The sequence below is a fragment of the Streptomyces sp. NPDC087906 genome (assembly GCF_055584925.1).
Genome location: NZ_JBVJLC010000013.1, coordinates 84924 through 109436, shown reverse-complemented (window position 1 = coordinate 109436; position 24513 = coordinate 84924). Strand labels below are relative to the sequence as shown.

The 24513-nt window shown below is 72.2% G+C and carries 23 protein-coding genes; 9 read left to right on the top strand and 14 right to left on the bottom strand.

Translation table 11 applies throughout. The annotated features are described in order from the left end of the window. Nucleotides 1-54 precede the first annotated feature (54 nt). Both ACZ63I_RS29860 and ACZ63I_RS29855 read left to right on the top strand, forming a co-directional pair. The gene (locus ACZ63I_RS29860; protein ID WP_469342335.1) at nucleotides 55-267 is read left to right on the top strand and encodes a hypothetical protein; all 213 of its coding nucleotides are present in this window, start codon (nucleotides 55-57) and stop codon (nucleotides 265-267) included. 37 nt (nucleotides 268-304) lie between these two features. Further along, nucleotides 305-1015 (top strand): L,D-transpeptidase family protein, encoded by a 711-nt coding sequence (locus ACZ63I_RS29855; RefSeq protein ID WP_469342333.1) that lies wholly within the window; start codon nucleotides 305-307, stop codon nucleotides 1013-1015. Between the two features lie 48 nt (nucleotides 1016-1063). On the opposite strand, the gene ACZ63I_RS29850 is transcribed toward ACZ63I_RS29855, so the two are convergent. From ACZ63I_RS29850 to argC, 5 genes are read right to left on the bottom strand one after another with little or no spacing between them, the layout of a single operon-like run. Next, a complete protein-coding gene (locus ACZ63I_RS29850) occupies nucleotides 1064-1600 on the bottom strand; it encodes an arginine repressor (protein ID WP_041991516.1) in 537 nt (178 codons plus the stop codon). Between the two features lie 7 nt (nucleotides 1601-1607). Continuing rightward, the gene (locus tag ACZ63I_RS29845; protein WP_469342332.1) at nucleotides 1608-2807 is read right to left on the bottom strand and encodes an acetylornithine transaminase; all 1200 of its coding nucleotides are present in this window, start codon (nucleotides 2805-2807) and stop codon (nucleotides 1608-1610) included. Further along, entirely contained in the window at nucleotides 2804-3712 is a 909-nt protein-coding gene (gene argB, locus ACZ63I_RS29840) for an acetylglutamate kinase (protein WP_469342331.1), read from the bottom strand. Before argB ends, ACZ63I_RS29845 begins: the two co-directional genes overlap by 4 nt. Beyond that, on the bottom strand, nucleotides 3709-4893 hold the full coding sequence (gene argJ / locus ACZ63I_RS29835) for a bifunctional glutamate N-acetyltransferase/amino-acid acetyltransferase ArgJ (RefSeq protein ID WP_469342329.1): 1185 nt from the start codon (nucleotides 4891-4893) through the stop codon (nucleotides 3709-3711). Before argJ ends, argB begins: the two co-directional genes overlap by 4 nt. After that, nucleotides 4890-5918 carry an N-acetyl-gamma-glutamyl-phosphate reductase gene (argC, locus tag ACZ63I_RS29830; RefSeq protein WP_469342327.1) on the bottom strand — a complete coding sequence of 343 codons (1029 nt, stop codon included), beginning with the start codon at nucleotides 5916-5918 and terminating at the stop codon, nucleotides 4890-4892. The genes argJ and argC overlap by 4 nt, the downstream gene beginning before the upstream one ends. Before the next feature lie 256 nt (nucleotides 5919-6174). On the opposite strand from argC, the gene rox reads away from it, so the two are divergent. Beyond that, nucleotides 6175-7599 carry a rifampin monooxygenase gene (gene rox / locus ACZ63I_RS29825; protein ID WP_469342326.1) on the top strand — a complete coding sequence of 475 codons (1425 nt, stop codon included), beginning with the start codon at nucleotides 6175-6177 and terminating at the stop codon, nucleotides 7597-7599. Nucleotides 7600-7772: 173 nt separating this feature from the next. Here the strand turns inward: rox and ACZ63I_RS29820 are convergent, their stop codons facing one another. Then, nucleotides 7773-8198: a VOC family protein gene (locus ACZ63I_RS29820; RefSeq protein WP_469342325.1), complete on the bottom strand. Its 426-nt coding sequence runs from the start codon at nucleotides 8196-8198 to the stop codon at nucleotides 7773-7775. 191 nt (nucleotides 8199-8389) lie between these two features. Here ACZ63I_RS29820 and ACZ63I_RS29815 point away from each other — a divergent pair, with 191 nt between their 5' ends. Continuing rightward, the gene (locus ACZ63I_RS29815; RefSeq protein ID WP_469342324.1) at nucleotides 8390-8743 is read left to right on the top strand and encodes a YciI family protein; all 354 of its coding nucleotides are present in this window, start codon (nucleotides 8390-8392) and stop codon (nucleotides 8741-8743) included. A 94-nt stretch (nucleotides 8744-8837) separates the two neighbouring features. Next, nucleotides 8838-10079 carry an RNA polymerase sigma factor gene (locus ACZ63I_RS29810; protein ID WP_469342323.1) on the top strand — a complete coding sequence of 414 codons (1242 nt, stop codon included), beginning with the start codon at nucleotides 8838-8840 and terminating at the stop codon, nucleotides 10077-10079. A 16-nt stretch (nucleotides 10080-10095) separates the two neighbouring features. Here the strand turns inward: ACZ63I_RS29810 and ACZ63I_RS29805 are convergent, their stop codons facing one another. Next, on the bottom strand, nucleotides 10096-10305 hold the full coding sequence (locus ACZ63I_RS29805; protein ID WP_469342322.1) for a hypothetical protein: 210 nt from the start codon (nucleotides 10303-10305) through the stop codon (nucleotides 10096-10098). Nucleotides 10306-10348: 43 nt separating this feature from the next. Here ACZ63I_RS29805 and recQ point away from each other — a divergent pair, with 43 nt between their 5' ends. Then, nucleotides 10349-12322, top strand: a complete 1974-nt coding sequence (recQ, locus tag ACZ63I_RS29800) for a DNA helicase RecQ (protein WP_469342320.1) — start codon at nucleotides 10349-10351, stop codon at nucleotides 12320-12322. A gap of 57 nt (nucleotides 12323-12379) precedes the next feature. Here recQ and ACZ63I_RS29795 read toward each other — a convergent pair whose 3' ends face one another. Both ACZ63I_RS29795 and ACZ63I_RS29790 read right to left on the bottom strand, forming a co-directional pair. Beyond that, complete coding sequence (locus ACZ63I_RS29795) at nucleotides 12380-12955, bottom strand: histidine phosphatase family protein (RefSeq protein WP_469342318.1); 576 nt, start codon at nucleotides 12953-12955, stop codon at nucleotides 12380-12382. Nucleotides 12956-13084: 129 nt separating this feature from the next. Beyond that, nucleotides 13085-14518 carry an aminotransferase-like domain-containing protein gene (locus tag ACZ63I_RS29790; protein WP_469342316.1) on the bottom strand — a complete coding sequence of 478 codons (1434 nt, stop codon included), beginning with the start codon at nucleotides 14516-14518 and terminating at the stop codon, nucleotides 13085-13087. Here ACZ63I_RS29790 and ACZ63I_RS29785 point away from each other — a divergent pair. After that, entirely contained in the window at nucleotides 14517-15428 is a 912-nt protein-coding gene (locus tag ACZ63I_RS29785; protein ID WP_469342314.1) for a DMT family transporter, read from the top strand. The genes ACZ63I_RS29790 and ACZ63I_RS29785 overlap by 2 nt on opposite strands. A gap of 27 nt (nucleotides 15429-15455) precedes the next feature. Here the strand turns inward: ACZ63I_RS29785 and ACZ63I_RS29780 are convergent, their stop codons facing one another. After that, on the bottom strand, nucleotides 15456-16460 hold the full coding sequence (locus ACZ63I_RS29780) for an Lrp/AsnC family transcriptional regulator (RefSeq protein ID WP_469342312.1): 1005 nt from the start codon (nucleotides 16458-16460) through the stop codon (nucleotides 15456-15458). Nucleotides 16461-16739: 279 nt separating this feature from the next. Here ACZ63I_RS29780 and ACZ63I_RS29775 point away from each other — a divergent pair, with 279 nt between their 5' ends. Together ACZ63I_RS29775 and ACZ63I_RS29770 are read left to right on the top strand one after the other, a co-directional pair. Further along, nucleotides 16740-18170, top strand: a complete 1431-nt coding sequence (locus ACZ63I_RS29775) for an MFS transporter (protein ID WP_469342310.1) — start codon at nucleotides 16740-16742, stop codon at nucleotides 18168-18170. 52 nt (nucleotides 18171-18222) lie between these two features. Continuing rightward, entirely contained in the window at nucleotides 18223-19467 is a 1245-nt protein-coding gene (locus ACZ63I_RS29770) for a metal-dependent hydrolase family protein (RefSeq protein ID WP_469342309.1), read from the top strand. Nucleotides 19468-19528: 61 nt separating this feature from the next. On the opposite strand, the gene ACZ63I_RS29765 is transcribed toward ACZ63I_RS29770, so the two are convergent. The 4 genes from ACZ63I_RS29765 to ACZ63I_RS29750 are packed head-to-tail and all read right to left on the bottom strand — an operon-like array spanning nucleotide 19529 to nucleotide 24414. Beyond that, a complete protein-coding gene (locus ACZ63I_RS29765; protein ID WP_469342308.1) occupies nucleotides 19529-20689 on the bottom strand; it encodes an XdhC family protein in 1161 nt (386 codons plus the stop codon). Next, nucleotides 20682-22850: a xanthine dehydrogenase family protein molybdopterin-binding subunit gene (locus ACZ63I_RS29760; protein ID WP_469342306.1), complete on the bottom strand. Its 2169-nt coding sequence runs from the start codon at nucleotides 22848-22850 to the stop codon at nucleotides 20682-20684. Before ACZ63I_RS29760 ends, ACZ63I_RS29765 begins: the two co-directional genes overlap by 8 nt. Then, nucleotides 22847-23839, bottom strand: coding sequence for an FAD binding domain-containing protein (locus tag ACZ63I_RS29755; protein WP_469342305.1), 993 nt, complete (start codon nucleotides 23837-23839; stop codon nucleotides 22847-22849). Before ACZ63I_RS29755 ends, ACZ63I_RS29760 begins: the two co-directional genes overlap by 4 nt. Next, nucleotides 23836-24414, bottom strand: coding sequence for a (2Fe-2S)-binding protein (locus ACZ63I_RS29750; RefSeq protein WP_469342304.1), 579 nt, complete (start codon nucleotides 24412-24414; stop codon nucleotides 23836-23838). The genes ACZ63I_RS29755 and ACZ63I_RS29750 overlap by 4 nt, the downstream gene beginning before the upstream one ends. Between the last annotated feature and the right edge of the window lie 99 nt (nucleotides 24415-24513).

Below are 24513 nucleotides of genomic sequence, written 5' to 3'. Positions count from 1 at the left end.
AAAACCGCCGAAAATGATCGGCGCCCTCAGCTCTGTCCGCCCTGGGCTCCGGCCATGCAGAGCTGGGAAGAACGGGATCTGACCGACGCGGCGACCTGGGTCGATGTCGACCAAGAGGTACGGATCGAGCACGGGTACGAACAACCGCACGCCCGGCCCGCCGCCGTCGACGCGCTGTGCCACCGCGACGGGCGGTCGGCCGCGTACCGTCCGGATCCCACGCTGCGGGCCCGCAGGACCGGGCCTCACCCGTACGGGGTCGGCTGAGGGGCCGTCAGGGGTGTGGCGGGTTACCGTCCTGAGCATGCGTACCGGACTTGTGCTCGGCTCCGTCCTGCTCGCCCTCGCCACCACCACGGGCGTCGGCCCCGCCCCCGTAGCCCCCGAGGCGGCGCTACCCGAGCGGATGGCGGACACCGGCGGCGGCAGCCAGCTCATCACCGCGCAGGCCCCGGACACCGGGTCCACCACCGGCAAGCTGTCCTGGTGGGACCTGCGCGAGGGCCGGTGGGTCGAGGCGGGCTCGGCGGACGCGCGCTTCGGGTCGGGCGGGCTCGTGGACGGCGAGCGGCGCGTCCAGGGCACGTCCACCACGCCGACGGGCCTCTACGACCTGCCGTACGCCTTCGGCATCGCGCCCGCGCCCGCCGGGACGCGGTTCGTCTACCGGCCGGTGGGCGACGACTCCTGGTGGTGCGAGGACAACGAGTCGACCGCGTACAACCGCTGGACCGAAGGGCTGCCCGCCGACTGCCGCGCCGCCGAGGCCGAGCATCTGTCCGAGTACACCGAGCAGTACGCGCGGGCACTGGTCGTCGGCTACAACTACGACACCCCGGTGCACGGCAGGGGCGCCGGGATCTTCCTGCATGTGAACGGCAAGGGGGCGACCGCCGGCTGTGTGTCCGTCCCGGCCGACGCGATGAGCGCGATCCTGGCCTGGGCCGATCCGCGCCGCTCCCCGCACATCGCGATGGGCACCGAGTCGGGTGCGACGGCCCTCACCCGCTACTGACCACCAAGGCCACCAAGGCCGCCCCCGCGCTGTCCGGGGGCGGTGCGGTCAGCGGGGGTTCTGGGCCAGCTTGAGCAGATGGTCGGCGAGCGCCTGGCCGCCCGCCGGGTCCCTGCTGATCAGCATCAGCGTGTCGTCGCCCGCGATCGTGCCGAGTACGTCGCTCAACTCGGCCTGGTCGATGGAGGACGCGAGGAACTGGGCGGCGCCCGGCGGGGTGCGGAGCACGACGAGATTGGCCGAGGCCTCGGCGGAGATGAGCAGTTCGGCGGAGAGCCTGCGCATCCGCTCCTCCTTCGCCGATTCGCCGAGGGGGGCGTGCGGGGTGCGGTAGCCGCCCTCGCTGGGCACGGCGTAGATCAGCTCACCACCGGTGTTGCGGATCTTCACGGCGCCCAGCTCGTCCAGGTCGCGGGAGAGCGTCGCCTGGGTGACGCTCAGTCCGTCGTCGGCGAGGAGCTTGGCCAACTGGCTCTGGGAGCGCACCGGCTGCCGGTTGAGGATGTCCACGATCCGGCGGTGGCGCGCCGTGCGCGTCTGCGGTACGGACTGCCCGCCCTGCTCTGTTTCCGGGGCCTCGGTCATCGTCGTCTCATTCTCCGGCTCTTCCGTTCCCGTACGCGTCGTCGAGGATGCCGGGCAGGGCCCTGAGGAACTCGTCCACCTCTTCGTCGCCGATGATCAGCGGCGGCATCAGCCTGATCACGTCGGGGGCGGGCACGTTGACCAGGAGGCCGGCGTCCTGAGCCGCCCGCTGCACCTGGGGCGCGAGCGGCTCGGTGAGCACGATACCCAGCAGCAGGCCCGCGCCGCGGACATGGGACACCAGCGGGTGGCCGAGCCCTTCGACGCCGTCGCGCAGCCGCTCGCCGAGCCGCTTGACCTGGTCGAGCACCCCGTCGGCCGCGAGGGTGTCCAGCACGGCGAGCCCCGCCGCGCAGGCGACCGGGTTGCCGCCGAACGTCGTCCCGTGCTGGCCGGGCTTGAGCAGGTCCGCCGCCGGGCCGAAGGCGATGGTCGCGCCGAGCGGCAGCCCGCCGCCGAGCCCCTTGGCGAGGGTGACGACATCGGGCTCGACGCCCTGGTGCGCCTGGTGCTCGAACCAGTGGCCCGTCCTGCCGACACCCGTCTGCACCTCGTCCAGGACGAGCAGGGTGCCGGTGGCGCGGGTGATCTCCCTGGCCGCCTCCAGATAGCCCTTCGGCGGCACGACCACGCCGAGTTCGCCCTGGATCGGCTCGATGATCACGAACGCGGTGTCGGTGGTGACGGCGGCGCGCAGCGCCTCGACGTCGCCGAACGGTACGTGGGTGACGTCGCCCGGCAGCGGCAGGAACGGGGCCCGCTTCGGCTGCTGGCCGGTGAGGGCGAGCGAGCCCATCGTGCGGCCGTGGAAGCCGCCTTCGGTGGCGACCATGTGCGTACGGCCCGTCAGCCGGCCGATCTTGAAGGCCGCTTCGTTGGCCTCGGCGCCCGAGTTGCAGAAGAAGACCCGGCCGGGGCGGCCGAACGCCTGGATGAGCCGCTCGGCGAGGGCGATCGGCGGTTCGGCGATGAAGAGGTTGGAGACATGGCCGAGGGCCGCGATCTGCTTCGAGACGGCCTCGACGACGGCGGGGTGGCCGTGGCCCAGCGCGTTGACGGCGAGACCGCCGACGAAGTCGGTGTAGCGGTTGCCGTCCGCGTCCCAGAGGGTGGCCCCTTCGCCGCGTACGAGGGACAGCTTCGGCGTGCCGTAGTTGTCCGTCATCACGCCTTGCCAGCGCTGTACGAGTGCGTCGTTGGCGGTCACTGAACTCCCCCTGTGTCCGGTCCGTCCGGCACGACCATCGTGCCGATTCCCTCGTCGGTGAAGATCTCCAGCAGGATCGAGTGCGGCACCCGCCCGTCGATCACGCGGGCCGTGGAGACGCCGCCCCGCACGGCGTGCAGACAGCCCTCCATCTTGGGCACCATGCCGCTGGAGAGGTCGGGCAGCAGCTTTTCGAGCTGGGTGGCGGTGAGCCTGCTGATCACGTCGTCGCTGTTCGGCCAGTCCTCGTACAGGCCCTCGACGTCGGTGAGGACCATCATCGTCTCGGCGCCGAGCGCCGCGGCGAGCGCGGCCGCCGCGGTGTCGGCGTTGACGTTGTAGACGTGGTTGTCCTCCGCGCTGCGCGCGATCGAGGAGATGACGGGGATCCGGCCGTCGCCGAGCAGCGCCTCGATGGCGCCGGTGTCGATCGCGGTGATCTCGCCGACCCGGCCGATGTCGACCATCTCGCCGTCGATGAGCGGGCGGTGCTGGGTCGCCGTGATGGTGTGCGCGTCCTCGCCCGTCATACCGACGGCGAGCGGGCCGTGCTGGTTGAGCAGCCCGACGAGTTCGCGCTGGACCTGTCCGGCGAGCACCATCCGTACGACGTCCATCGCCTCGGGTGTGGTGACGCGCAGCCCGGCCTTGAACTCGCTGACCAGCCCGTGCCGGTCGAGCTGGGCGCTGATCTGCGGGCCGCCGCCGTGCACGACGACGGGCTTGAGGCCGGCCTGCCGCAGGAAGACGACGTCCTGCGCGAAGGCTGCCTTGAGGTCCTCGTCGACCATGGCGTTGCCGCCGAACTTGATGACGACGACCTTGCCGTGGTGGCGGATCAGCCAGGGCAGGGCCTCGACGAGGATCTGCGCCTTGGGCAGTGCGGTGTGCTGTCGGGTGCTCATGAGCTGTACGCGCTGTTCTCGTGGACGTAGTCGGCGGTGAGGTCGTTGGCCCAGATCACGGCGGAGTCGCCGCCCGCCGCCAGATCGGCGGTGATCTTCACCTCGCGGTAGCGCATGTCGACCAGCTCGCGGTCCTCGCCGACCGCGCCGTTCTTGCAGACCCAGACGCCGTTGATGGCGACGTTGAGCTGGTCGGGCTCGAAGGCGGCGCCCGTCGTGCCGATGGCGGAGAGCACCCGCCCCCAGTTGGGGTCCTCGCCGTGGATGGCGCACTTGAGGAGGTTGTTGCGGGCGATGGAGCGGCCCACCTCGACGGCGTCGTCCTCGGTCGCCGCGTTGATCACTTCGATCCTGATGTCCTTGGAGGCGCCTTCCGCGTCCCCGATGAGCTGCCGCGCGAGATCGGCGCAGACCGTGCGGACGGCCTCGGCGAACTCGTCGTACGGGGGTGTCACCCCCGCGGCGCCCGAGGCGAGCAGCAGCACGGTGTCGTTGGTGGACATGCAGCCGTCGGAGTCGACGCGGTCGAAGGTGGTACGGGTGGCGGCGCGCAGCGCGGTGTCGAGCGCGGACGTCTCCACGTCGGCGTCGGTGGTGAGGACGACCAGCATGGTGGCGAGTCCCGGCGCGAGCATGCCGGCGCCCTTGGCCATGCCGCCGACGGTCCAGCCCTCGCCGCCCGCTACGGCGGTCTTGTGGACCGTGTCGGTGGTCTTGATGGCGATGGCGGCCTTCTCGCCGCCGTGCTCGGAGAGGGCCGCGGCGGCCTTCTCGACGCCGGGCAGCAGCTTGTCCATGGGGAGCGGAATGCCGATCAGGCCGGTGGAGGCGACGGCGATCTCACCCGCGCTGTGCTCGGCCGGGCCGGTGGCGGTCAGCACGTCGGCGGTCAGCACCTCGGCGACCTTCTCGGCCGTGGCGTGGGTGTCCTGGAAGCCCTGGGGTCCCGTACAGGCGTTGGCGCCACCGGAGTTGAGGACGACGGCGGTGATCGCACCGCCCTTGACGACCTGTTCGGTCCAGAGGACAGGCGCCGCCTTGACGCGGTTGGAGGTGAAGACACCGGCCGCCGCTGTGCGCGGCCCGGTGTTGACCACGAGGGCCAGGTCGGGGCCGCCGCTCTCCTTGATTCCCGCGGCGATGCCGGCCGCGGTGAACCCCTGCGCTGCGGTGACGCTCACGGTGCCACTCCGATCGTGGAAAGTCCGGTGTCCTCGGCGAGCCCGAGGGCGATGTTCATGCTCTGCACCGCGCCGCCTGCGGTGCCCTTGGTGAGGTTGTCGATGGCGCTGATCGCGATGACGCGCCCGGCGTCCGGGTCGTGGGCGACCTGGATCTGAACGGCGTTGGAACCGTAGACGGACGCGGTGGCCGGCCATTGGCCTTCGGGCAACAGACGGACGAACGGTTCGTCGGCGAAGGCCTTGGTGTAGGCGTCCCTGATGCCTTGCGCCGTGGTGCCGGGCGTGGCCTTGGCGGAGCAGGTGGCGAGGATGCCGCGCGGCATGGGGGCGAGGGTCGGGGTGAAGGAGACGCTGATCCGCTCCCCCGCGGCGGCGCTGAGGTTCTGGATCATCTCGGGGGTGTGCCGGTGGCCGCCGCCGACGCCGTACGGGGACATGGAGCCCATGACCTCGGAGCCGAGCAGATGGGGTTTGGCCGACTTGCCGGCGCCCGAGGTGCCGGAGGCGGCGGTGATCACGGCTTCCGGCTCGACGAGACCGGCGGCGTACGCGGGGAAGAGCGCGAGCGAGACGGCGGTGGGGTAGCAGCCGGGGACGGCGACGCGCCGGGTCCCGGCGAGCGCCGCGCGGGCCCCGGGCAGCTCGGGCAGCCCGTACGGCCAGGTGCCGGCGTGCGGCGAGCCGTAGAACCGCTCCCAGTCGGCGGCGTCCTTCAGCCTGAAGTCGGCGCCCATGTCGACGACGAGCACGTCGTCGCCGAGCTGCTCGGCGACGGCGGCGGACTGGCCGTGCGGCAGGGCGAGGAAGACCACGTCGTGCCCGGCGAGCGCGTCGGCGGTGGTGGGCAGCAGCACCCGGTCGGCCAGCGGCAGCAGATGCGGCTGGAGCGAACCGAGGCGCTCGCCCGCGCTGGAGTGTCCTGTGACGGCGCCGATCTCGACCTCGGGGTGGCCGAGGAGCAGGCGGAGCAGTTCCCCGCCCGCGTACCCGCTCGCTCCCGCCACCGCTGCACGTACAGCCATCGAAAACCCTCCTCGGTAAGGGCATGACTATACGTTCGACCGCAGCTTTATGCAACGTAGGCCAAAAGCAAAGGCAAGGAGATAAGCCACTCCTTGCCACACCCAAGGTATAGCGCACGGGGGGCCTTGCGGCAAGGCCCCGGGTGTGCCGCAGAATGGCCCGCCTGGGCAGGGAACCTGAGGGAATCTCCCTCTTTACGACTGTCTGCGGGACTTTGCTCCGACCAAGTGCGTGACTTTGCTATGGGGGAATTTCATGATTGACGTGATCATCGCCGGTGCGGGACCGGCCGGGATGATGCTGGCCGGCGAGCTGCGGCTGCACGGCGTGCGGGTGGTCGTGGTGGAGAAGGATGCCGAGCCCGCCGCGTTCATCCGCTCGCTGGGGCTGCATGTGCGCAGCATCGAGGTGATGGACCAGCGCGGGCTGCTGGAGCGGTTCCTCGCGGAGGGCCGGCGGTATCCGCTCGGCGGGTTCTTCGCGGCCATCGCCAAGCCGGCGCCCGAGGGGCTGGACACGGCGCACGGCTATGTCCTCGGCATTCCGCAGCCGATCATCGACCGGCTGCTGGCCGAGCGCGCCGTGGAGCTGGGTGCGGAGGTCCGGCGCGGCTGCGAGCTGGTCGGGCTGAGCCAGTCCGCCGAGGGGGTGAGCGTCGAGCTGGCCGACGGTACGGAGCTGCGCGCGCGGTATCTGGTCGGTTGCGACGGCGGCCGCAGTACGGTGCGCAGGCTGCTCGGCGTCGGCTTTCCCGGCGAGCCGTCCAGGACCGACACCCTGGTGGGCGAGATGGACGTGGCCGCCTCCGCGGAGGAGATCGCCGCCGTGGTGGGTGAGGTCCGCAAGACCCATCTGCGGTTCGGCGTCGGTCCTTTCGGGGAGCACCGGTTCCGTGTCGTCGTACCGGCGGACGGGGTGGCCGGCGACCGCTCGGTCCCGCCGACCCTCGACGACTTCAAGCGGCAGCTACGGGCGTACGGCGGCACCGACTTCGGGGTGCACTCGCCGCGCTGGCTCTCCCGCTTCGGCGACGCCACCCGGCTCGCCGAGCGCTACCGCACCGGCCGGGTACTGCTGGCGGGCGACGCGGCGCACGTCCACCCGCCGGTGGGCGGCCAGGGCCTGAACCTCGGTGTCCAGGACGCGTTCAACCTCGGCTGGAAGCTGGCGGCCGAGATCAACGGCTGGGCGGCCGAGGGGCTGCTGGACAGCTACCACACCGAACGGCACGCGGTCGCCGCCGACGTGCTGGAGAACACCCGCGCGCAGATGCAGCTCATGTCCCCGGACCCCGGCGCGCAGACCGTACGCAGACTGGTCGCCGAGCTGATGGACTTCGACGAGGTGAACCGGCATCTGACCGAGAAGATCATCGCGATCGGGATCCGCTACGACTTCGGCGACGGGCACGAACTGCTCGGCCGGCGGATGCGGGACGTGCCGCTGAAGCGCGGCCGGCTCTACGAGTTGACGCGCGCGGGCCGCGGACTGCTGCTCGACCAGACGGGACGGCTCTCGGTCGAGGGCTGGTCGGACCGGGTCGACCATGTCGTGGACGGCGGGGAGGAGCTGACCGTACCGGCGGTGCTGCTGCGACCGGACGGCCATGTGGCGTGGGTCGGCGACGACCAGCGGGAGCTGACGGACAGCTTGCCGAGGTGGTTCGGCGCCGCCGCGTAGGTCTCTGGTCCCGGTCAGGGCCGAGGTCCCGACCGGCCGATCTTCAGGGATCAGCCTGCGGCGTCCGGCCGGGTGCCAGGCGTTGCGGGCCCGGGTCGGGGGGCGCGTCGGCCGCGCGTACGACACGCGCGGCCAACCCGCCCGCGCTCGTGGCGCGGCCCGCGCGGGGGCGGTCAGGTGACCAGTTCGCCGATGCCCAGCAGGTTTCCCTCGCTGTCGTGGAACCACGCGCCGCGTTCGCCGCGGGCGCCCTTGCTCGGGTAGTTGCCCCCGATCTCGGCGATTCCGTTCCGCGTACGCAGGCCCGGCGCGTCGACCTCCTCGAACGTCACACCGCGCCGCTTCAGTTCCGACACGACCGCTTCCAGGTCGGCTACCTCGAACGCCATCTGCGTGAAGGTGCCGGGCGAGGCTCCCGTCGACTGGAAGAGGACGAAGTCCACTCCCCCGCCGCGGTACAGCAGCCCGCCCGGCCGTTCGTCCACGGGGCGCAGGCCGAGCGTCTCGGCGTAGAAGCGGCGGGCCCGGTCCAGGTCCTGGGCGGGCAGCCGCGTCGCCACGCGTGCGCCGGCCAGCGGATCGTCGTCGTGTGCGGTCATGTCTCCACTGTGCCGCGCGCGGCGGGGCGCCGCACTGCGCCGCCGGGGGCCCGCCGGTGGGGTCCCGGTGGCCCGCCGGGAACATTCGCCGAAGAATTTCCGGTGGGGGTGTCGATCCGGGCCCCGCCCGTTCGACGCAAGGGTGAGAGGCGGGCACAGGTCCCGTCGTCGTTTCCGACCGAGGAGTCGTCATGCCGCGCTTTCTGACACTGGTACGTATCGAGGAGAAGTACTCCCCCGCCGACATGGGCCCCGAGGCCGGGGCGCGGATGGGGGCGCTGTTCGAGGAGATCACCAAGGCCGGCGTCATGCTGGACACGGCCGGGCTCACCTCGTCCGCCGAGGGCACCCGGGTCACCAGGTCCGGCGGGGAGTTCAGCTACACCGACGGGCCGTTCACCGAGACGAAGGAAGTCGTCGGCGGCTACGCCATCCTCCAGGTGAAGGACAAGGCGGAGGCGATGGAGTGGACCAAGCGGTTCCTGGCCTGCCACCCGGACGACTGGACCGTCACCTCCGAGGTCCGCCAGATCGACGAGGGCTGACCGCCGGCAGGCCAACCGCGGGCCCCGCGTACCAGCGCGCATCGCAGGGGCCCGCGGTTGCCCCGTCCCCGCCCTGCTGTTCTGATGGGTTGCCGTGACGGCAGCAAGCGTGGCGGAGACGGTCGAAGCGGTGTTCAGGATCGAGTCCGCGCGGATCATCGCGAGCGTCACCCGGGTGGTACGGGACGTCGGCATCGCCGAGGAGATCGCGCAGGACGCGCTGGTCGCCGCCCTGGAGCAGTGGCCGCAGACGGGCGTGCCGGACCGGCCGGGGGCCTGGCTGACGGCCACGGCCCGGCATCGCGCGATCGATCTCGTACGCCGCAAGGAGACGTACGCGCGCAAGCTGGCCGAGGTCGGCAGGACGCTGGAGGACGCGCCGCCCGCCGAGCCCCCCGACGTGGACGACATCGACGACGACCTGCTGCGGCTGATCTTCACCGCCTGCCATCCCGTGCTGTCGACCCAGGCCAGGATCGCGCTGACCCTGCGGCTGCTCGGCGGGCTCACCACGGAGGAGATCGCCCGCGCCTTCCTCGCCTCCGAACCCGCGGTCGCCCAGCGCATCGTCCGGGCGAAGCGCACCCTCGCCAAGGCCGGGGTGCCCTTCGAGGTCCCCGGCGCCGCCGACCGGCCCGGCCGGGTCTCCTCGGTCTGCGAGGTCATCTACCTGATCTTCAACGAGGGGTACTCGGCGACGGCAGGCGACGATCTCGTACGCCCCGCGCTGTGCGAGGACGCGCTGCGGCTGGCCCGGGTGCTGGCGGGGCTGATGCCCGACGAGCCGGAGGTGCACGGCCTCGCCGCGCTCCTGGAGTTTCAGGCGTCCCGTATCGCGGCCCGTACGAACCATGACGGCGAGCCGGTCCTCCTCGCCGACCAGGACCGCTCCCGGTGGAACCGCGTGCTCATCCGGCGCGGCATCGAGGCGCTGCACCGCGCGGGCGGCGGCCCGTACTCGGTCCAGGCGGCCATCGCCGCCTGCCACGCGCAGGCGGTCCGCTACGAGGACACGGACTGGGACGCGATCGCCGCGCTGTACGGCCGGCTGATGACGCTGACGCCGTCCCCCGTGGTGGAGCTGAACCGGGCGGTCGCCGTGTCGAAGGCGCAGGGGCCCGAGGCGGGCCTCGCACTGGTGGACGCCCTGGCGGCTGGCCCCGACCTGAAGGACTACCACCTGCTGCCGAGCGTCAGGGGCGATCTGCTGGAGCGGCTCGGCCGTACGGACGAGGCGCGCGCCGAGTTCGAGCGGGCGGCTTCGCTGACCCGTAACGCCCCCGAGCGGGCACTGCTGCTGGCGCGGGCCGCGCGGACCGACCCACGCCGTCGCTGACTAGCTGACTAGCTGACTACTCGGGGGACTGCGCGGTGGGCCGCAGGTCCGTCGCCGTACCCGCCGGGGCGAGGCCGTCGCGGGCGAGGAAAGCCAGCGCCTCGTCGGCGAGGTCGCGCCGGCCACTGTCCGCGCCGAACGCGTGGCTGCGCCCCTCGAACAGCTCAAGCGCGTACGGCGGCGGCGTTCGCTCACCCTTTCCACCACGGGATTCGCCGCCGGGCACCGGGCCGTCGGACCGACCGCGCCGACCCTCGTAGAATCGCCGGATGAGCGCTCCCGACACCGGTCCAGAAGCACCCGAGGCACCCGGTCCTTCCCCGGTGCCCGACGAGACGAGCGAGGCGCTGCGGGTCCTGCACCGGGTCTTCGGCTACGACTCCTTCCGGGGCAGCCAGCAGGAGATCATCGACCATGTGGTCGACGGCGGCGACGCGCTCGTCCTCATGCCGACCGGCGGTGGCAAGTCGCTCTGCTACCAGATCCCCGCGCTGGTGCGCAAGGGCGTCGGCGTGGTCGTCTCGCCGCTCATCGCGCTCATGCAGGACCAGGTCGACGCGCTCAGGGCGCTCGGGGTGCGGGCCGGGTTCCTGAACTCCAGCCAGGATCTCGACGAACGGCGGCTGGTGGAGGCCGAGTTCCTCGCCGGTGAGCTGGATCTGCTCTATCTGGCGCCCGAGCGGCTGCGGGTCGACGCGACCGTACGGCTGCTGGAGCGCGGCACGATCTCGCTGTTCGCCATCGACGAGGCGCACTGCGTGGCGCAGTGGGGGCACGACTTCCGGCCCGACTACCTCGCCCTGTCGGCGCTGCACGAACGCTGGCCCGACGTGCCGCGTATCGCGCTGACCGCGACGGCGACCGAGGCCACGCACACGGAGATCGCCTCGCGGCTGAAGCTCCAGGACGCCCGGCACTTCGTCGCCAGCTTCGACCGGCCCAACATCCAGTACCGCGTCGTACCGAAGGACGACCCGAAGCGCCAGTTGCTGCAACTGCTGCGCGCCGAGCACCCCGGCGACGCGGGGATCGTCTACTGCCTGTCGCGCGCCTCGGTGGACAGGACCGCCGAGTTCCTGGTGAAGAACGGGGTCGACGCGCTGCCGTACCATGCGGGTCTCGACGCCCGTACCCGCGCCACGAACCAGTCGCGCTTCCTGCGCGAGGACGGTCTGGTGATGGTCGCGACGATCGCGTTCGGGATGGGCATCGACAAGCCTGACGTCCGGTTCGTCGCCCATCTCGACCTGCCGAAGTCCGTCGAGGGGTACTACCAGGAGACCGGGCGGGCCGGGCGAGACGGGCTGCCGTCGACGGCCTGGCTGGCGTACGGCCTCCAGGACGTGGTCCAGCAGCGGAAGATGATCGACACGTCCGAGGGCGACGCCGCGCACCGGCGGATGCTGAGCGCCCATGTCGACGCGATGCTCGCGCTGTGCGAGACGGTCGAGTGCCGCAGGCGCCAACTCCTCGCCTATTTCGGCCAGCAGAGCGCGGGCGACACCTGCGGCAACTGCGACACGTGCCTGACCCCGCCGGAGTCGTACGACGGGACGGTGCCGGCGCAGAAGCTGCTGTCGACCGTGGTGCGGCTGAAGCGGGAGCGCAACCAGAAGTTCGGCGCGGGGCAGATCACGGACATCCTGCTCGGCAAGAAGACGGCGAAGGTCATCCAGTTCGACCATGACGCGCTCAGTGTCTTCGGTATCGGTACGGAGCTGCGTGAGGCCGAATGGCGCAGTGTGGCGCGGCAGTTGCTGGCGCAGGGGCTGATCGCCGTCGAGGGCGAGTACGGGACGCTGGTGCTCACGGACGACAGCGGCGAGGTGCTGGGCGGCCGCAGGCCCGTCGTGCTGCGGCGCGAGCCCGAGAAGGCGGCGAAGGCGGCCAAGGCGGCGCGTGAGAAGACCCCCAGGCAGCGGGCGGCGCCCGTCGATCTGCCGGCCGGGGCCGTGCCGGTGTTCGAGACGCTGCGGGCCTGGCGCGGTGCGACGGCCAAGGAGCAGGGCGTACCGGCGTACGTGATCTTCCACGACGCCACGCTGCGCGAGATCGCGGTGCTGTCGCCGTCGACGCTGGAGGAGCTGGGCACGGTGAACGGGGTGGGCGAGAACAAGCTGGCGAAGTACGGCCAGCAGCTCCTCGACACGCTGGGCGGGGTGGATGCGGGTCCGGCGGACGACCCCGGCGAGCCCAACGACCCCCGCGAGCCCGACGAGCCTGACGACCCCGAGGCGGGCTGAGCCCCCACGCGGGCTGAGCCCCGAGGCGGGCTGAGCTTCGGGCGCCGCTGGTCCTGGTCAGACGCCCGCGTCGAGCCGTACCACCCAGCGGCCCGGACCGCCGTTCAGCGTGACGGTCGACAGCGGGCGTACGTCGAAGGACCAGTAGGTGTGGGGCGGCGCCTTGAGCGCGTAGACGAGCGCCGCCCGTACGACGGCGGGTTCGGCGACCGCCACGATGGCAACGATGTCATCGGCGGGCCGGGTGTCCAGCCAGTTCCCTATCCGCGCGATGAAGGCGAGCAAGGGTTCGCCGCCGTGCGGCGAGGCGCGCGGGTCGGCCAGCCAGGTCTCGACACCGGCCGGTTCGCGTGCGGCGACCTCGGCCAGGGTGAAGCCGCGCCAGCGGCCCATGTCGCAGTCCCGCAGGGCGGGTTGGGCGAGCGGTGCGTAGCCGAGGGCGTCGCCGGTCGCGCGGCTGCGGAGGGTCGGCGAGCAGTAGCGGAGATCTGCGGCGGCCAGCGGGACCAGGGCGTGTGCGACGAGTTGCATCTCGTGCCAGCCGGCCCGGCTCAGCGGACGGTCGTCGTCGAAGCGCTCGTCGTACAGGTCCGAGTTTCGCGCGGCGGTGACCAACGTGACCCGAACACTCATGGCCAGGATCGTCGATCCGAAAGCCACGCTGGTCAAGGGGGGCTCGATGGACAACCATGGAATGCTTCCGGACGTTTTCCCATGACGTCGGCATATCCCAGGAGATGGCGTTGACGGGATCCTGAACGGTCAGCCGAGCGCCTCGTCGCAGGCGGTGCGCAGCCGCCGTACGCCTTCGGTGATCTCCGCCGTACCGGCCACGCCCGCGAAGCTCACGCGCAGGTGGGGTGCGGGCGGCTCGGCGCTGAAGTAGGGGCGGCCGGGGGCCACGGCGACGCCGGCGCGCAGCGCCGCCGAGACGACGGCCTGCTCGTCGCTGCCGTCCGGGAGGCGGAGCCAGAGGTGGTAGCCGCCGGCCGGGACGTGCGGCAGGGCCAGTTCGGGCACCTCGGTCCTGAGCGCGGCGACCATGGTGTCCCTGCGGAGCTTCAACGCCGTGTGGACGGAGCGCAGATGGCGGCTCCAGGCGGCTGAGCCGACGAGTTCGATGGTGGCTTCCTGCAGTGGCCGCAGTACGAAGAAGGTGTCGACGACATGGATGGCCCGCAGCCGCTCCATCACCGGGCCGCGGGCGGCGAGTACACCGATACGCAGGCTGGGGGCTGTCGCCTTGGTGAGTGAACTGACGTGCACGACCACGCCCTCGGGGTCGTCTGCGGCGAGCGGCCGGGGCAACGGACCTGATTCCTGGACCAGTTGGCGTACGAAGTCGTCCTCGACCACGAAGGCACCCGCGGCCCGCGCGATGCGCAGCACCTCGGGGCGGCGGGCCGCGGAGAGCACGGCGCCGGTGGGGTTCTGGAAGAGCGGCTGGCAGACGAAGAGCCGGGCGCCGGTGGCTTTGAAGGCTGCTTCGAGCAGTTCGGTCCGTACTCCCTCGGCGTCGACCGGGACGGGGACGGGCCGCAGCCCGGCCGCCCTGGCGATGGCCAACATGCCTGGATAGGTGGGGGATTCGACGAGGACGGGCGAGCCGGGCGGCGCGAGCGCGCGGAAGGCGGTGGTCAGCGCGGACTGGCCGCCTGCGGTGACGAGTACGTCGGCTGCGGTGCAGCTCTCGCCGATGCCTCGGGCGAACCAGGCGCGCAGTTCGGGGACGCCTTCGACGGGCGGCCGTCCCCAGGCGCCGGGCCGCCGCCCCGCCCTGGCGAGCGCCGCCGCCATGGCCTGTTCGGGCTGGAGCACGGAGTGCAGATAGCCGCTGTTGAACTCGATGACGCCGGGCGCGGGCGCGGCGAGGGTGACGAGCACGCCGGAGGCGTCGACCGACCGGGGCACGGCGTCGGTCGCCGCGTCGGCGCTGAGGGCGACCTCCTGCCAGGAGGTGTCACCGAGCGGCGGGGGCGCGGCCCTCGGGTGGGCGCGGAAGACCCCGGCGCCCGGACGGCTGACGACGAGCCCCTCGGCGACGAGCCCGGCGAGGGCGCGGGAGACCGTCACCGGGGAGACCCGGTAGCGCTCGACGAGCGCCCTGCTCGATGGCAGTTTTCCACCAGGTGAGTAGCGGTCCAGCTCCTGGCGTAGCGATTTCGTCAATTCGGCCACACTGCTACCCTCATACATGACAACACAGGATAGCGCTACTCGCCCCGCTTCGATAGCAGTCGAGGGCGGTGGCGCCCGCGGCGGCACCCTGCTCGCCGCGCTCGGGGTGATCGCCTTCTCCCTCACCTTCCCCTCCACGGTGTGGGGCCTGGAGAGCTTCGGCCCCTGGTCACTGGTCACGCTGCGCAGCACGCTCGCCGCCCTGGTCGCGGGCGGCTTCCTGCTGGCGCTGCGGGTGCCGCTCCCGGCGCGGGAGCACCGGGGCGGGCTCGCCGTCGTCGCGGGCGGGGTGGTGATCGGCTTTCCCACCCTGACGACGCTGGCGCTCGGGTCGGCCACGTCCGCGCACACCGCTGTCGTGGTGGGACTGCTGCCGCTGACGACCGCCGTGTTCGCCGCGCTGCGCACCGGCCGGCGGCCTTCGCGTACGTTCTGGGCGGCGGCGCTCGTCGGTGCGGCCGTCGTGGTGGCCTTCGCCGTGCAGCAGAGCGGCGGCCGGCTGTCCGTCGCGGATCTGTACACCTTCGGCGCTGTGCTGGTCTGCGCGGCCGGTTACACCGAAGGGGGCAGGCTGGCCCGGGAGATGCCTGGCTGGCAGGTGATCGGCTGGGCCCTGGTCGGCTGTCTGCCGTTCGCCGTGGTGGGCGCCGTCGTCGCGCTGCCCTTCGAGCCGGTGCGGCTGACGGCGCACGGGGTGACAGGGCTGGTGTGGGTCGCGGTGGGCTCGACGTTCTGCGGCCTCTACGTCTGGTACCGGGGCATGGCGGCGATCGGCGTCGCCCGCGCCAGTCAGCTCCAACTGGCGCAGCCGCTGCTGACGTTGGCCTGGTCGGTGCTGCTGCTCGGCGAACACCTCACGGTGGCGGCGCCGGTGGCGGCGGTCGCCGTACTGGCCTGCATCGCGGTCACCCAGCGCGCCAGGGCCTGAAGATGTGACGGCACGTCAGAATCGTTGTCACGCAAGGGCGTTCACGGACACGAAGCCGATCGCCCGGCCCGCCGGATCCAGCAGCCGTCCCATCAGCTTCACCGTGCGCAGCACCACCGCACGGTCGGCGATCCGCAGATGGGGCAGTGCCGTGACCAGGCGCACCTCCAGCGCCTGGGCGTCCATCAGCGAGGAGACCCAGGCCGTGGCGATGAGGTTCTGCGGCCCGGCAAGGCCCAGGCACTGCCTGATCTCCGGAATCTTGGCCAAGTCCCTTGCCGTAGCGTCCAGTTGCTCGGCCGGTACGGTGCCGAAGAACGTGACGGCGACGGGTGAGCCGGAGAGGGAGCGGGCCAGGTCGCAGCGGAGGACCAGCCGGCCCGACTCCAGCAGGCGGTTCAGCCTGCGGCTCACCGTGTTCACCGAGACCCCCAGCAGCGCGGCGAGTTCGCTGAGCGGCATGCGCCCGTTCTCGCCTATCGCCGCGACGAGTTCCGCGTACTGGGGCGGCTGGCGCGCGTCCCCCAGGGCCGACCGGCGGGAGGCGGCCAGCAGGTCCCGCTGCGAGCGGCTCAGACTCGTCAGCCGCCACACACTGCCTTCCGTGTAGCTGCGGGTGGCCATGTGCGCCCGGGTCGACGTGATGCCGGGAATCGCGCCGAGCCGGTCCACGATGTAGCCCGAGAGCGCGCCGAAACTCGTGGCCATGGCTGTGATCAACAGGTCGCGGCCGCCCGCCGTGTGCTCCACCGTCAGCACGTGCGGATCCGCCGAGAGCAGCTCGGCGACCGCCGCCGCCTGGCCCGGCGCGCAGTCGATCTCGATCATGGCACCGGCGTCGGAGCCGCCGTACGGGTACGCCGTCACCCAGGCGTGGCCCGCGGCGCGCAGCCGCTCCCAGCGCCGGGCCACGGTCGCCGCGTCCACGTCGAGGGCCTTCGCCAGCTCCGACCACGGGGCGCGCGGATTGATCTGCAGAGCGTTGACCAGGGCCAGGTCGAGTTCGCTCAGGGAGGGTGGGTTTTCGGTCACCTGGAGTCCGTCCCGAGAACGCGGGCTGGGAAAAAACAGCATTCGATCTCTGGTGATGACAGGGACAAGCAATTCGATGGAGCTTCCTCGGCGGAGATTAGCATCGCCGTACTCCATCAGATCAAGCCACATCCGAGCCTCCGAGGTACCGCGTGCAGCAGCCCGCCGCCTGACCTCAGGCCCGCAGGGACCCGCCACCGCAGGCTCCGCGCAAGCCCACGTCCCACCGAACCGCCGCGCCCGCCCGCGTGTGCGCGGCCATGCCCAAGTGGAGAACCCATGTCGCGTATCCAGCCCACCGCGGGCTCCGGAGCGCCCGGCCTCGGCGGCGTCCGCGTCACCGCGGTCGTCGGTTTCCTGGTCTTCGTCGAGCTGACCAGCGGCATCATCCAGGGGATGATGCCGAGCCTGTTGCCCGAACTCGGCTCCGTCCTGCACGTCGGCGCAGGCGACCTGAACTGGGTCAACGCGGCGCAACTGCTGGCCGCCGCCGTCTCCGTACCGGTGTTCGGCCGCCTCGGTGACATGTACGGCCACCGACGGCTCCTGCGCATCGCCGTTCTCCTGCTCGCCGTCGGGTCCGTCCTGGTCGCCTGGTCGCCGTCCTTCGAGGTGCTGCTGGTCGGCCGGGTCCTCCAGGGTCCGCTCGCCGCGCTGCTGCCGCTGGAGATCGGGCTGGTCCGCGACCGGCTCGACAGCGCGGGCGCCCGCAGCGCGATCGCCATGCTCGTCGGGGCGCTGACCTTCGGCGCCAGCGCCGGGGTGGTGATCGCGGGTCTGCTCCGCGAGGTCGTCCCGTCCGTGCACGCCGTGCTCTGGATCCCGGCCGCCGTCACCGTGCTGTGCGCCGGCGTCGTCTTCTTCCTGGTGCCCGAGTCGACGACCCGCGCGCAGGGCAAGGTCGACTGGGCGGGGGCCGGGCTGCTCAGCGTCGGACTCGCCACCCTGCTGCTCGGCATCTCGCAGGGACCCAAGTGGGGCTGGACCGACACCTTCACGCTGGTCCTGTTCGCGGTCGCCGCTGTCGCCCTCACCGCCTGGGTCCTGGTCGAACTGCGCGTGGCCGAGCCGATCGTCGACATCCGGCTCTCCGTGCGGCGCACCCTGTTCCCCGTGTACGCGGCGAGTTTCCTGCTCGGCACCGCGCTCTTCGGCGCCCAGACCGCCCTGGTCCTCTTCGTCTCGTCCCCCGGCGACAAGCTCGGGTACGGATTCGGCTACGACGCCCTCGGCATCGCCTGGCTGACGCTGCCGTCCGGCGCCGTGGCGTTCATCGCCTCGCTCTTCGCCCCCCGGCTCTTCCGGCTCGTCGGCGGACGCGGCGTCCTCGCGCTCAGCGGGGTCCTCATGGCGATCGGCTATGTCGTCCTGATCCTCAACCACGGCGAACCGTGGCAGTTCGTCGTCGTGAACGTCATCGTCGGCGCGGGCTTCGGCCTGGCGCTCAGCGCCATGCCCGTCCTGATCGTCGACTCCAGCCCGAAGGAGCGCACGTCCGTCGCCACCGGCATCTACAACACCGCCAAGACCGTGGGCGGTTCGGTCGCGGGAGCGGTCTTCGCCGCCATCCTCACGGCCATCACCTTCAAGGGCACCGAGATCCCGACCGTCGACGCCTACGTCACCGTCTGGTGGTGCTGCGCCGCGGTCTCGCTCCTGGTCGCCGTCTCGGCCGCGGTCGTGGCCCGACCCGGCAAAGCCCTCGCCTGACCACGGCTCCGGCCGCCCCGCAACTGTCCGTTCCAGGAAGGAAAACCGACACATGCCTGCCCCCACCACCCCCGTACTCCTGCACAACGGCCTGCTCATCGACGGCACCGGGGGTGAGCCGGTAGGCGACGGCGCCGTGCTCGTCGAGGACGGACTCGTCCGCTGGTCGGGCCGTACGGCGGACTGCTCCGTACCGGCCGGAACCCGGCGCGTGGACGTACGCGGCGACGCGATACTCCCCGGCTTCATCGACTGCCACGTCCATATGGCCGCTCCCGGCACGGCGCTGAGCCACGCCGAGATCGCCACCATGCCGCACAGCCTGCTGACCTTCCTGTCCGGACCCCGGATGCGGCAGACCCTCGAAGCCGGCGTCACCACCGCGCGTGACCTCGGCGGCGCCGACGCCGGGCACCGGCGGGCCGTCGAGTCAGGGCTGCTGGTCGGTCCCCGGCTGGTGATCGCGGTCGCCATGCTCAGCCCGACCGGCGGGCACGGCGACTTCCGTACGGGCAACGACAGCCGCCCCAACGCCAACCCCATGGGGCAGTTGGCCGACGGGATCGCCGAGTGCCGCAACGCCGTCAGGAACGTGCTGCGGCAGGGCGCCGACTGCGTCAAGATCGCGGCGACCGGCGGGGTGTGGAGCCCCACCGACCAGCCCGACGACGACGGCTTCCTGGAGGACGAGATCCGCACGATCACCCAGATCGCCGCCGGTCACCGGGGGAAGAAGGTCGCCGCCCACGCCCAGGGCCGCGACGGGATACTCAACGCCGTACGGGGCGGGGTCGCCAGCATCGAGCACGGCTACGAGATCGACGACGAGGCCATCGACCTGATGCTGGCGAAGGGCACCTTCCTCGTCCCGACCCTCACCACCGCCAACACCGACCCGGACCCCGGGAAGGCGGCGCCCTGGGCGTACGCGAAGAAGAAGCACTGGCAGGAGGTGGCCCGGCGGCACATTCCGCGCGCCGTCGAACGCGGTGTGCGGATCGCGATGGGGACCGACTGCGGCATCGCCGAGCACGGCACCAACCTGCGCGAACTCGGCCACCTGGTGGAGTGCGGCATGACCCCCATGGGCGCGCTGCGGGCAGGGACCGGCGAGGCGGCGGAGCTGCTGGGGCTGGCGGCCGAGATCGGCACCCTGGAGCCCGGCAAACGGGCCGATGTCGTGATCGCCCGCGGCAACCCGCTCGAAGACATCGGCTCCCTCGGCGACCCCGGGAACATCCTGCTGGTCATGAAGGACGGCGTCGCCCACAAGGACGTCACCGGGCTCACCGCCTGAGCCGCCGCCCGCCGGCCTGCGACCCGGCATCCACGTCAACTGACCGGTCCCGGCGGACTGTTCAGGCCGTCGCCCCCCACAGGTCCCGGTGGATGGGCTCCGCCCGGCCGGTCAGCGGCAGGCCCGTGCCGCCCCGCCGGGCCGCGACGATCTCGGCGGCGATGGACAGGGCGGTCTCCTCCGGCGTACGGGCGCCGAGGTCCAGGCCGATGGGCGAGCGCAACCTGTCCAGCTCTGCCTCGCTCAGCCCCGCCTCGCGCAGCCGTCGGACCCGGTCCTCGTGCGTACGGCGTGAGCCCATCGCACCGACGAACGCGAACGGCATCCGCAGCGCTTCCACGAGCAGCGGCACGTCGAACTTGGTCTCGTGCGTGAGGACGCACACCACCGTGCGCCCGTCGGTCGCGGTACGCCGCAGATAGCGGTGCGGCCAGTCCACGACCACCTCGTCGGCCTCGGGGAAGCGGGCCTCGGTGGCGAAGACGGGCCGTGCGTCGCACACGGTCACGTGATGGCCCAGGAACTTTCCCGCCCGCACCAGCGCGGCGGCGAAGTCGACCGCGCCGAAGACGATCATGCGGGGCGGCGGGACGCTGGTCTCGACAAGGAGGGTGATCCCGCCCGGACAGTGCGACCCGTCCTCGGAGACGGTGACGGTGCCGGTGCGGCCGGCCTCCAGCAGGGCCCGGGTCTCGGCCACGGCCGTACGGTCCAGCTCCGGGTGGCCGCCGAGGCCGCCCTCGTCGGCGCTGTCGGCACCGGCGCTGTCGGTATCGGCGCCGTCGGCGCGGACGAGCAGGGCCCGCCCGAGCAGCTCCTCCGGACCGCGCACCACCCGGGCGAGGGCGGCAGGCTCGCCGCCGGCCGCCGCGGCCAGCGCGGCCCGCAGCACCGCCCGCTCGGGCGAGTGGGAGCGGACCGGGGTGACCAGCACGTCGATGGTCCCCCCGCAGGTCAGCCCGACCGCGAAGGCGTCCTCGTCGCTGTAGCCGAACCGTTCGCGCACGGGCCGGTCGTCCTGGAGGGCCCGTTCGCAGAGTTCGTAGACGGCGCCCTCCACGCAGCCGCCGGACACCGAGCCGATCGCCGTGCCCGCGCTGTCGACGGCGAGGGCGGCGCCGGGGCCGCGCGGCGCGCTTCCGCCGACGGAGACGACGGTGCCGACGGCGAACTCCCGGCCCTCCTCCAGCCAGCGGTGCAGCTCGTCGGCGATGTCAAGCATGCGCCGCTCCCCTGCCCGGCGGGGTCGCCCCGGCCGGGTCTTCGACCGACGCCGTCAGTACGCGGTCGGGTCGGATCGGCAGGTTCCGGTGGCGTACGCCGGTGGCGTGCCAGACCGCGTTGGCGACGGCGGCAGCCGCGCCCACGATGCCGATCTCGCCGACGCCTTTGATGCCGACCGGGTCGTCCGGGTCGTCGTCCTCCACCCAGTCCGCCTCGATGTCCGGGACGTCCGCGTGCGTGGCCACGTGGTAGCCGGCGAGGTCGGGGGCGTAGTGGCGGCCGGTGTTCCGGTCACGGACCGCCTCCTCGTGCAGGGCCATGGAGATGCCCCAGGTCATACCGCCGAGGAGCTGGTTGCGGGCGGTGAGCGGATTCACGATCCGGCCGGCGGCGAAGATGCCCAGCATGCGGCGCACCCGGATCTCGCCGGTGGCGACGTCCACGGCGACCTCCGCGAACTGGGCCCCGAAGGAGTGCCGTTCCTTCTTCGCGAGCGCACCGAGGACCTCGGTGGTGTCGGACCGGACGGTGATCCCCTCCGGGGGGATGTCCGGGGCCACCGCGAGCCGTTCCCGCAGCTCGGCGGCTGCGGCTGTGACCGCCCAGGCCCACGAGCGGGTGCCCATCGAACCGCCGGCGATCATCGCGGGGCCGAAGTCGCTGTCCCCGATCCGGACCCGGACCCGTTCGGGCGCGGTCTCCAGCGCGTCGGCGGCGATCAGGGTGAGGGCGGTGCGGGCGCCGGTGCCGATGTCGGCGGCGGAGATCCGTACGGTGAACGAACCGTCCGCCTCCGCCGTCGCCAGGGCGGTGGAGGGCCTGGCCCCGGCACCGAAGGACGCGGCTGCCGTGCCGGTGCCGAGCAGCCAGCGTCCGTCCCTGCGCACGCCGGGACGCGGGTCGCGGTCCGCCCAGCCGAATCTGCGGGCGCCCTCGTGGAAGCAGGCCGCCAGGTTGCGGCTGCTGAACGGGAGCCCGGAGACGGGGCCGGTCTCCGGCTCGTTGCGCAGACGCAGCTCGATCGGGTCGATGCCGCAGCGTTCGGCGAGTTCGTCGAGGGCCGACTCGATCGCGAACGATCCGGGGGCCTCGCCCGGTGCGCGCATCCAGGTCGGGGACGGCACGTCGAGTCGCACGACGTGGTTGGCCGTGCGGTGGGCCTCGGCGTCGTACATCACCCGGGCGACACTCGCGCTGGGCTCGACGAACTCGTACACGGTCGACGTCCGGCTCAGCGAACGGTGCTCAAGGGCGCGCAGCCGGCCGTCCCGGTCGGCGCCGAGCCTGACCCGCTGCGCGGTGGGGCTGCGGTGCCCGGTCAGCGAGAACATCTGACGCCGGGTCATCACCACCCGTACCGGGCGCCGCAGGACGGTGGCGGCCATCACGGCGGACACCTGGTGGGCGCGCAGGCCCTTGCTGCCGAAGCCGCCGCCGATGTGCTCGGAACGCACCCGCACCGAGGACTCGTCGAGCGAGAACATCTTGGCCAGCTCGCCCTGGATCCAACTGGCGCCCTGGTTGGAGTCGACGACCTCCAGCCGGCCGGCGTCCCACAGGGCGGTCGCCGCGTGCGGCTCCATCATGCCGTGCTGCTCTTCGGGGGTGGTGTACTCCGCGTCCATGACGACGGCGGACGCGGCGAGCTGGGCCGCCAGATCCCCCTTCTCCGTCACCGCCGGCATCGGTCCCTCGACGGAGTAGGCGCCGGGGTGGTCGGCGGTGAGCGCGGTGTCGTGCGGCTCCTCGTCGTAGGTGACAAGGAGCGTTTCGGCGGCCTCCCTGGCCTCCTCGGAGGTGGTGGCGACGACGAGCGCGACCGGCCAGCCGGCGCACGGCACCCGATCGTCCTGGAAGACGGCGGCGGTGAGGTCGGGACGTCCCAGCATGCCGACGTAGTCGGTGTTCAGGCGCGGTGCGTTGCCGTGGTGCAGCACGGTGAGCACGCCCGGCATGCCGAGCACCGGGGCGCTCTCGACCGAGCGGATCCGGCCGCGGGCGACGGTCGAGAGGACCAGCCAGCCGTGGGCCAGTTCGGCGAAGGGGATCTCTCCCGCGTAGCGGGCCGCGCCGGTGACCTTGTCCCGGCCCTCCACGCGGGTGTGCGCGACGCCGACAGCCCCTCGCAGCCCGGCGGCTCCTGGTGTGGTGATCGTCATCGGACGTCCCTCTCGGCGAGTTCGGTCAGGACGGTGACCACCAGGTTGCGCATGAGGGTCACCTTGTATCCGTTGTCGGGCAGCGGCCTGGCGGCGGCGAGTTCGGCGTCCGCCGCGGCGGCGAAGGTCTCCCCTTCGGCCGGTGCCCCGGTCAGGACGGATTCGGCCGCGCGGGCCCGCCAGGGCCGGGAGGCGACGGCACCGAAGGCCAGCCGTGCCTCACGTACGAAGCCGTCCTCGATGTCCAGCGCGGCGGCGACGGAGCCGATGGCGAAGGCGTACGAGGCGCGTTCGCGCACCTTGCGGTAGCGGGAGCGGGCGGCGACCGGAGCCGGCGGCAGGCTGACGTGGGTGATCAGCGCACCGGGCGGCAGGGCGGTCTCCAGGTGCGGAGTGTCGCCGACCGGGAGGTAGAAGTCGGTGATCGGCACCTCGCCCGGCCCTTCGGGGGTCTCGTAGGAGACCACGGCGTCGAACGCCGTCAGTGCCACGCCCATGTCGGAGGGGTGCACCGCCACACAGTGGTCGGAGGCGCCGAGGACGGCGTGGTTGTGGTGCTCGCCGCTGACGGCGGGGCAACCGCTGCCCGGGGTGCGCTTGTTGCAGGGTTTGCTCACGTCGGAGAAGTAGCCGCAGCGGGTGCGCTGGAGCAGGTTGCCGCCGACGGTGGCCATGTTGCGCAGTTGCCCGGAGGCGCCGGCCAGTACCGCCTGGGTCAACGCCGGGTAGCTGCGGCGGATTTCGGGGTGGGCGGCGAGGTCGCTGTTGGTGATGGTCGCGCCGATGCGCAGGCCGCCGTCCGCGGTGCGCTCGACCCGGTCCAGCGGTAGTCCGCGGATGTCGACCAGCCGGCCGGGACGTTCGACTCCGGTCTTCATCAGGTCGACGAGGTTGGTGCCGCCGCCGAGGAACCGCGCGTCGGGGGCGGCGGCGAGCAGGGCGACCGCGCCGGCGACGTCGTCGGCGCGCTGGTAGCCGAACTCCTTCATACGGATGCCTCCTTGACTGCTGCCGTCCGGCTTTCCTCGCCCGCCGCTGCCGCGCGGCTGACGGCCTGGACGATCGAGACGTAGGCGCCGCAGCGGCACAGGTTTCCGCTCATGCGCTCGCGTATCTCGGCGGGCGTCAGCGGCGCCGGCCCCGCCTCGGGGCCTACGTCGTCGGTGACGGCGCTCGGCCAGCCGGCGGCGTGCTCCTCGATGACGGCGACGGCAGAGCAGATCTGGCCGGGGGTGCAGTAGCCGCACTGGTAGCCGTCGAGGTCGAGGAACGCCTGCTGGACGGGGTGGAGTTGGTCGCCCTCCGCCATGCCTTCGATGGTGGTGACCTCGCGCCCTTCGGCCGCGACCGCGAGGCTCAGGCAGGAGACGACACGACGCCGGTCGACCAGGACGGTGCAGGCACCGCACTGCCCCTGGTCGCAGCCCTTCTTGGTGCCGGTGAGGTCGAGGCGCTCGCGCAGGACGTCGAGCAGGGTGGTGCGGTGGTCGACGGACAGACGGTGCTTCTCGCCGTTGATGTGCAGAGTGATCTCGCTGGAAGTCGACGAGGGAGCTGGGTCCATGGTCAGCCTTCTCTGTGTCCGGTGACAAGGAACTGGGGGCTGTAGGCAGCAGCACCCGACGCTAAGGTGACAGCTAACCGGACTGCTGTCCTTGTACAC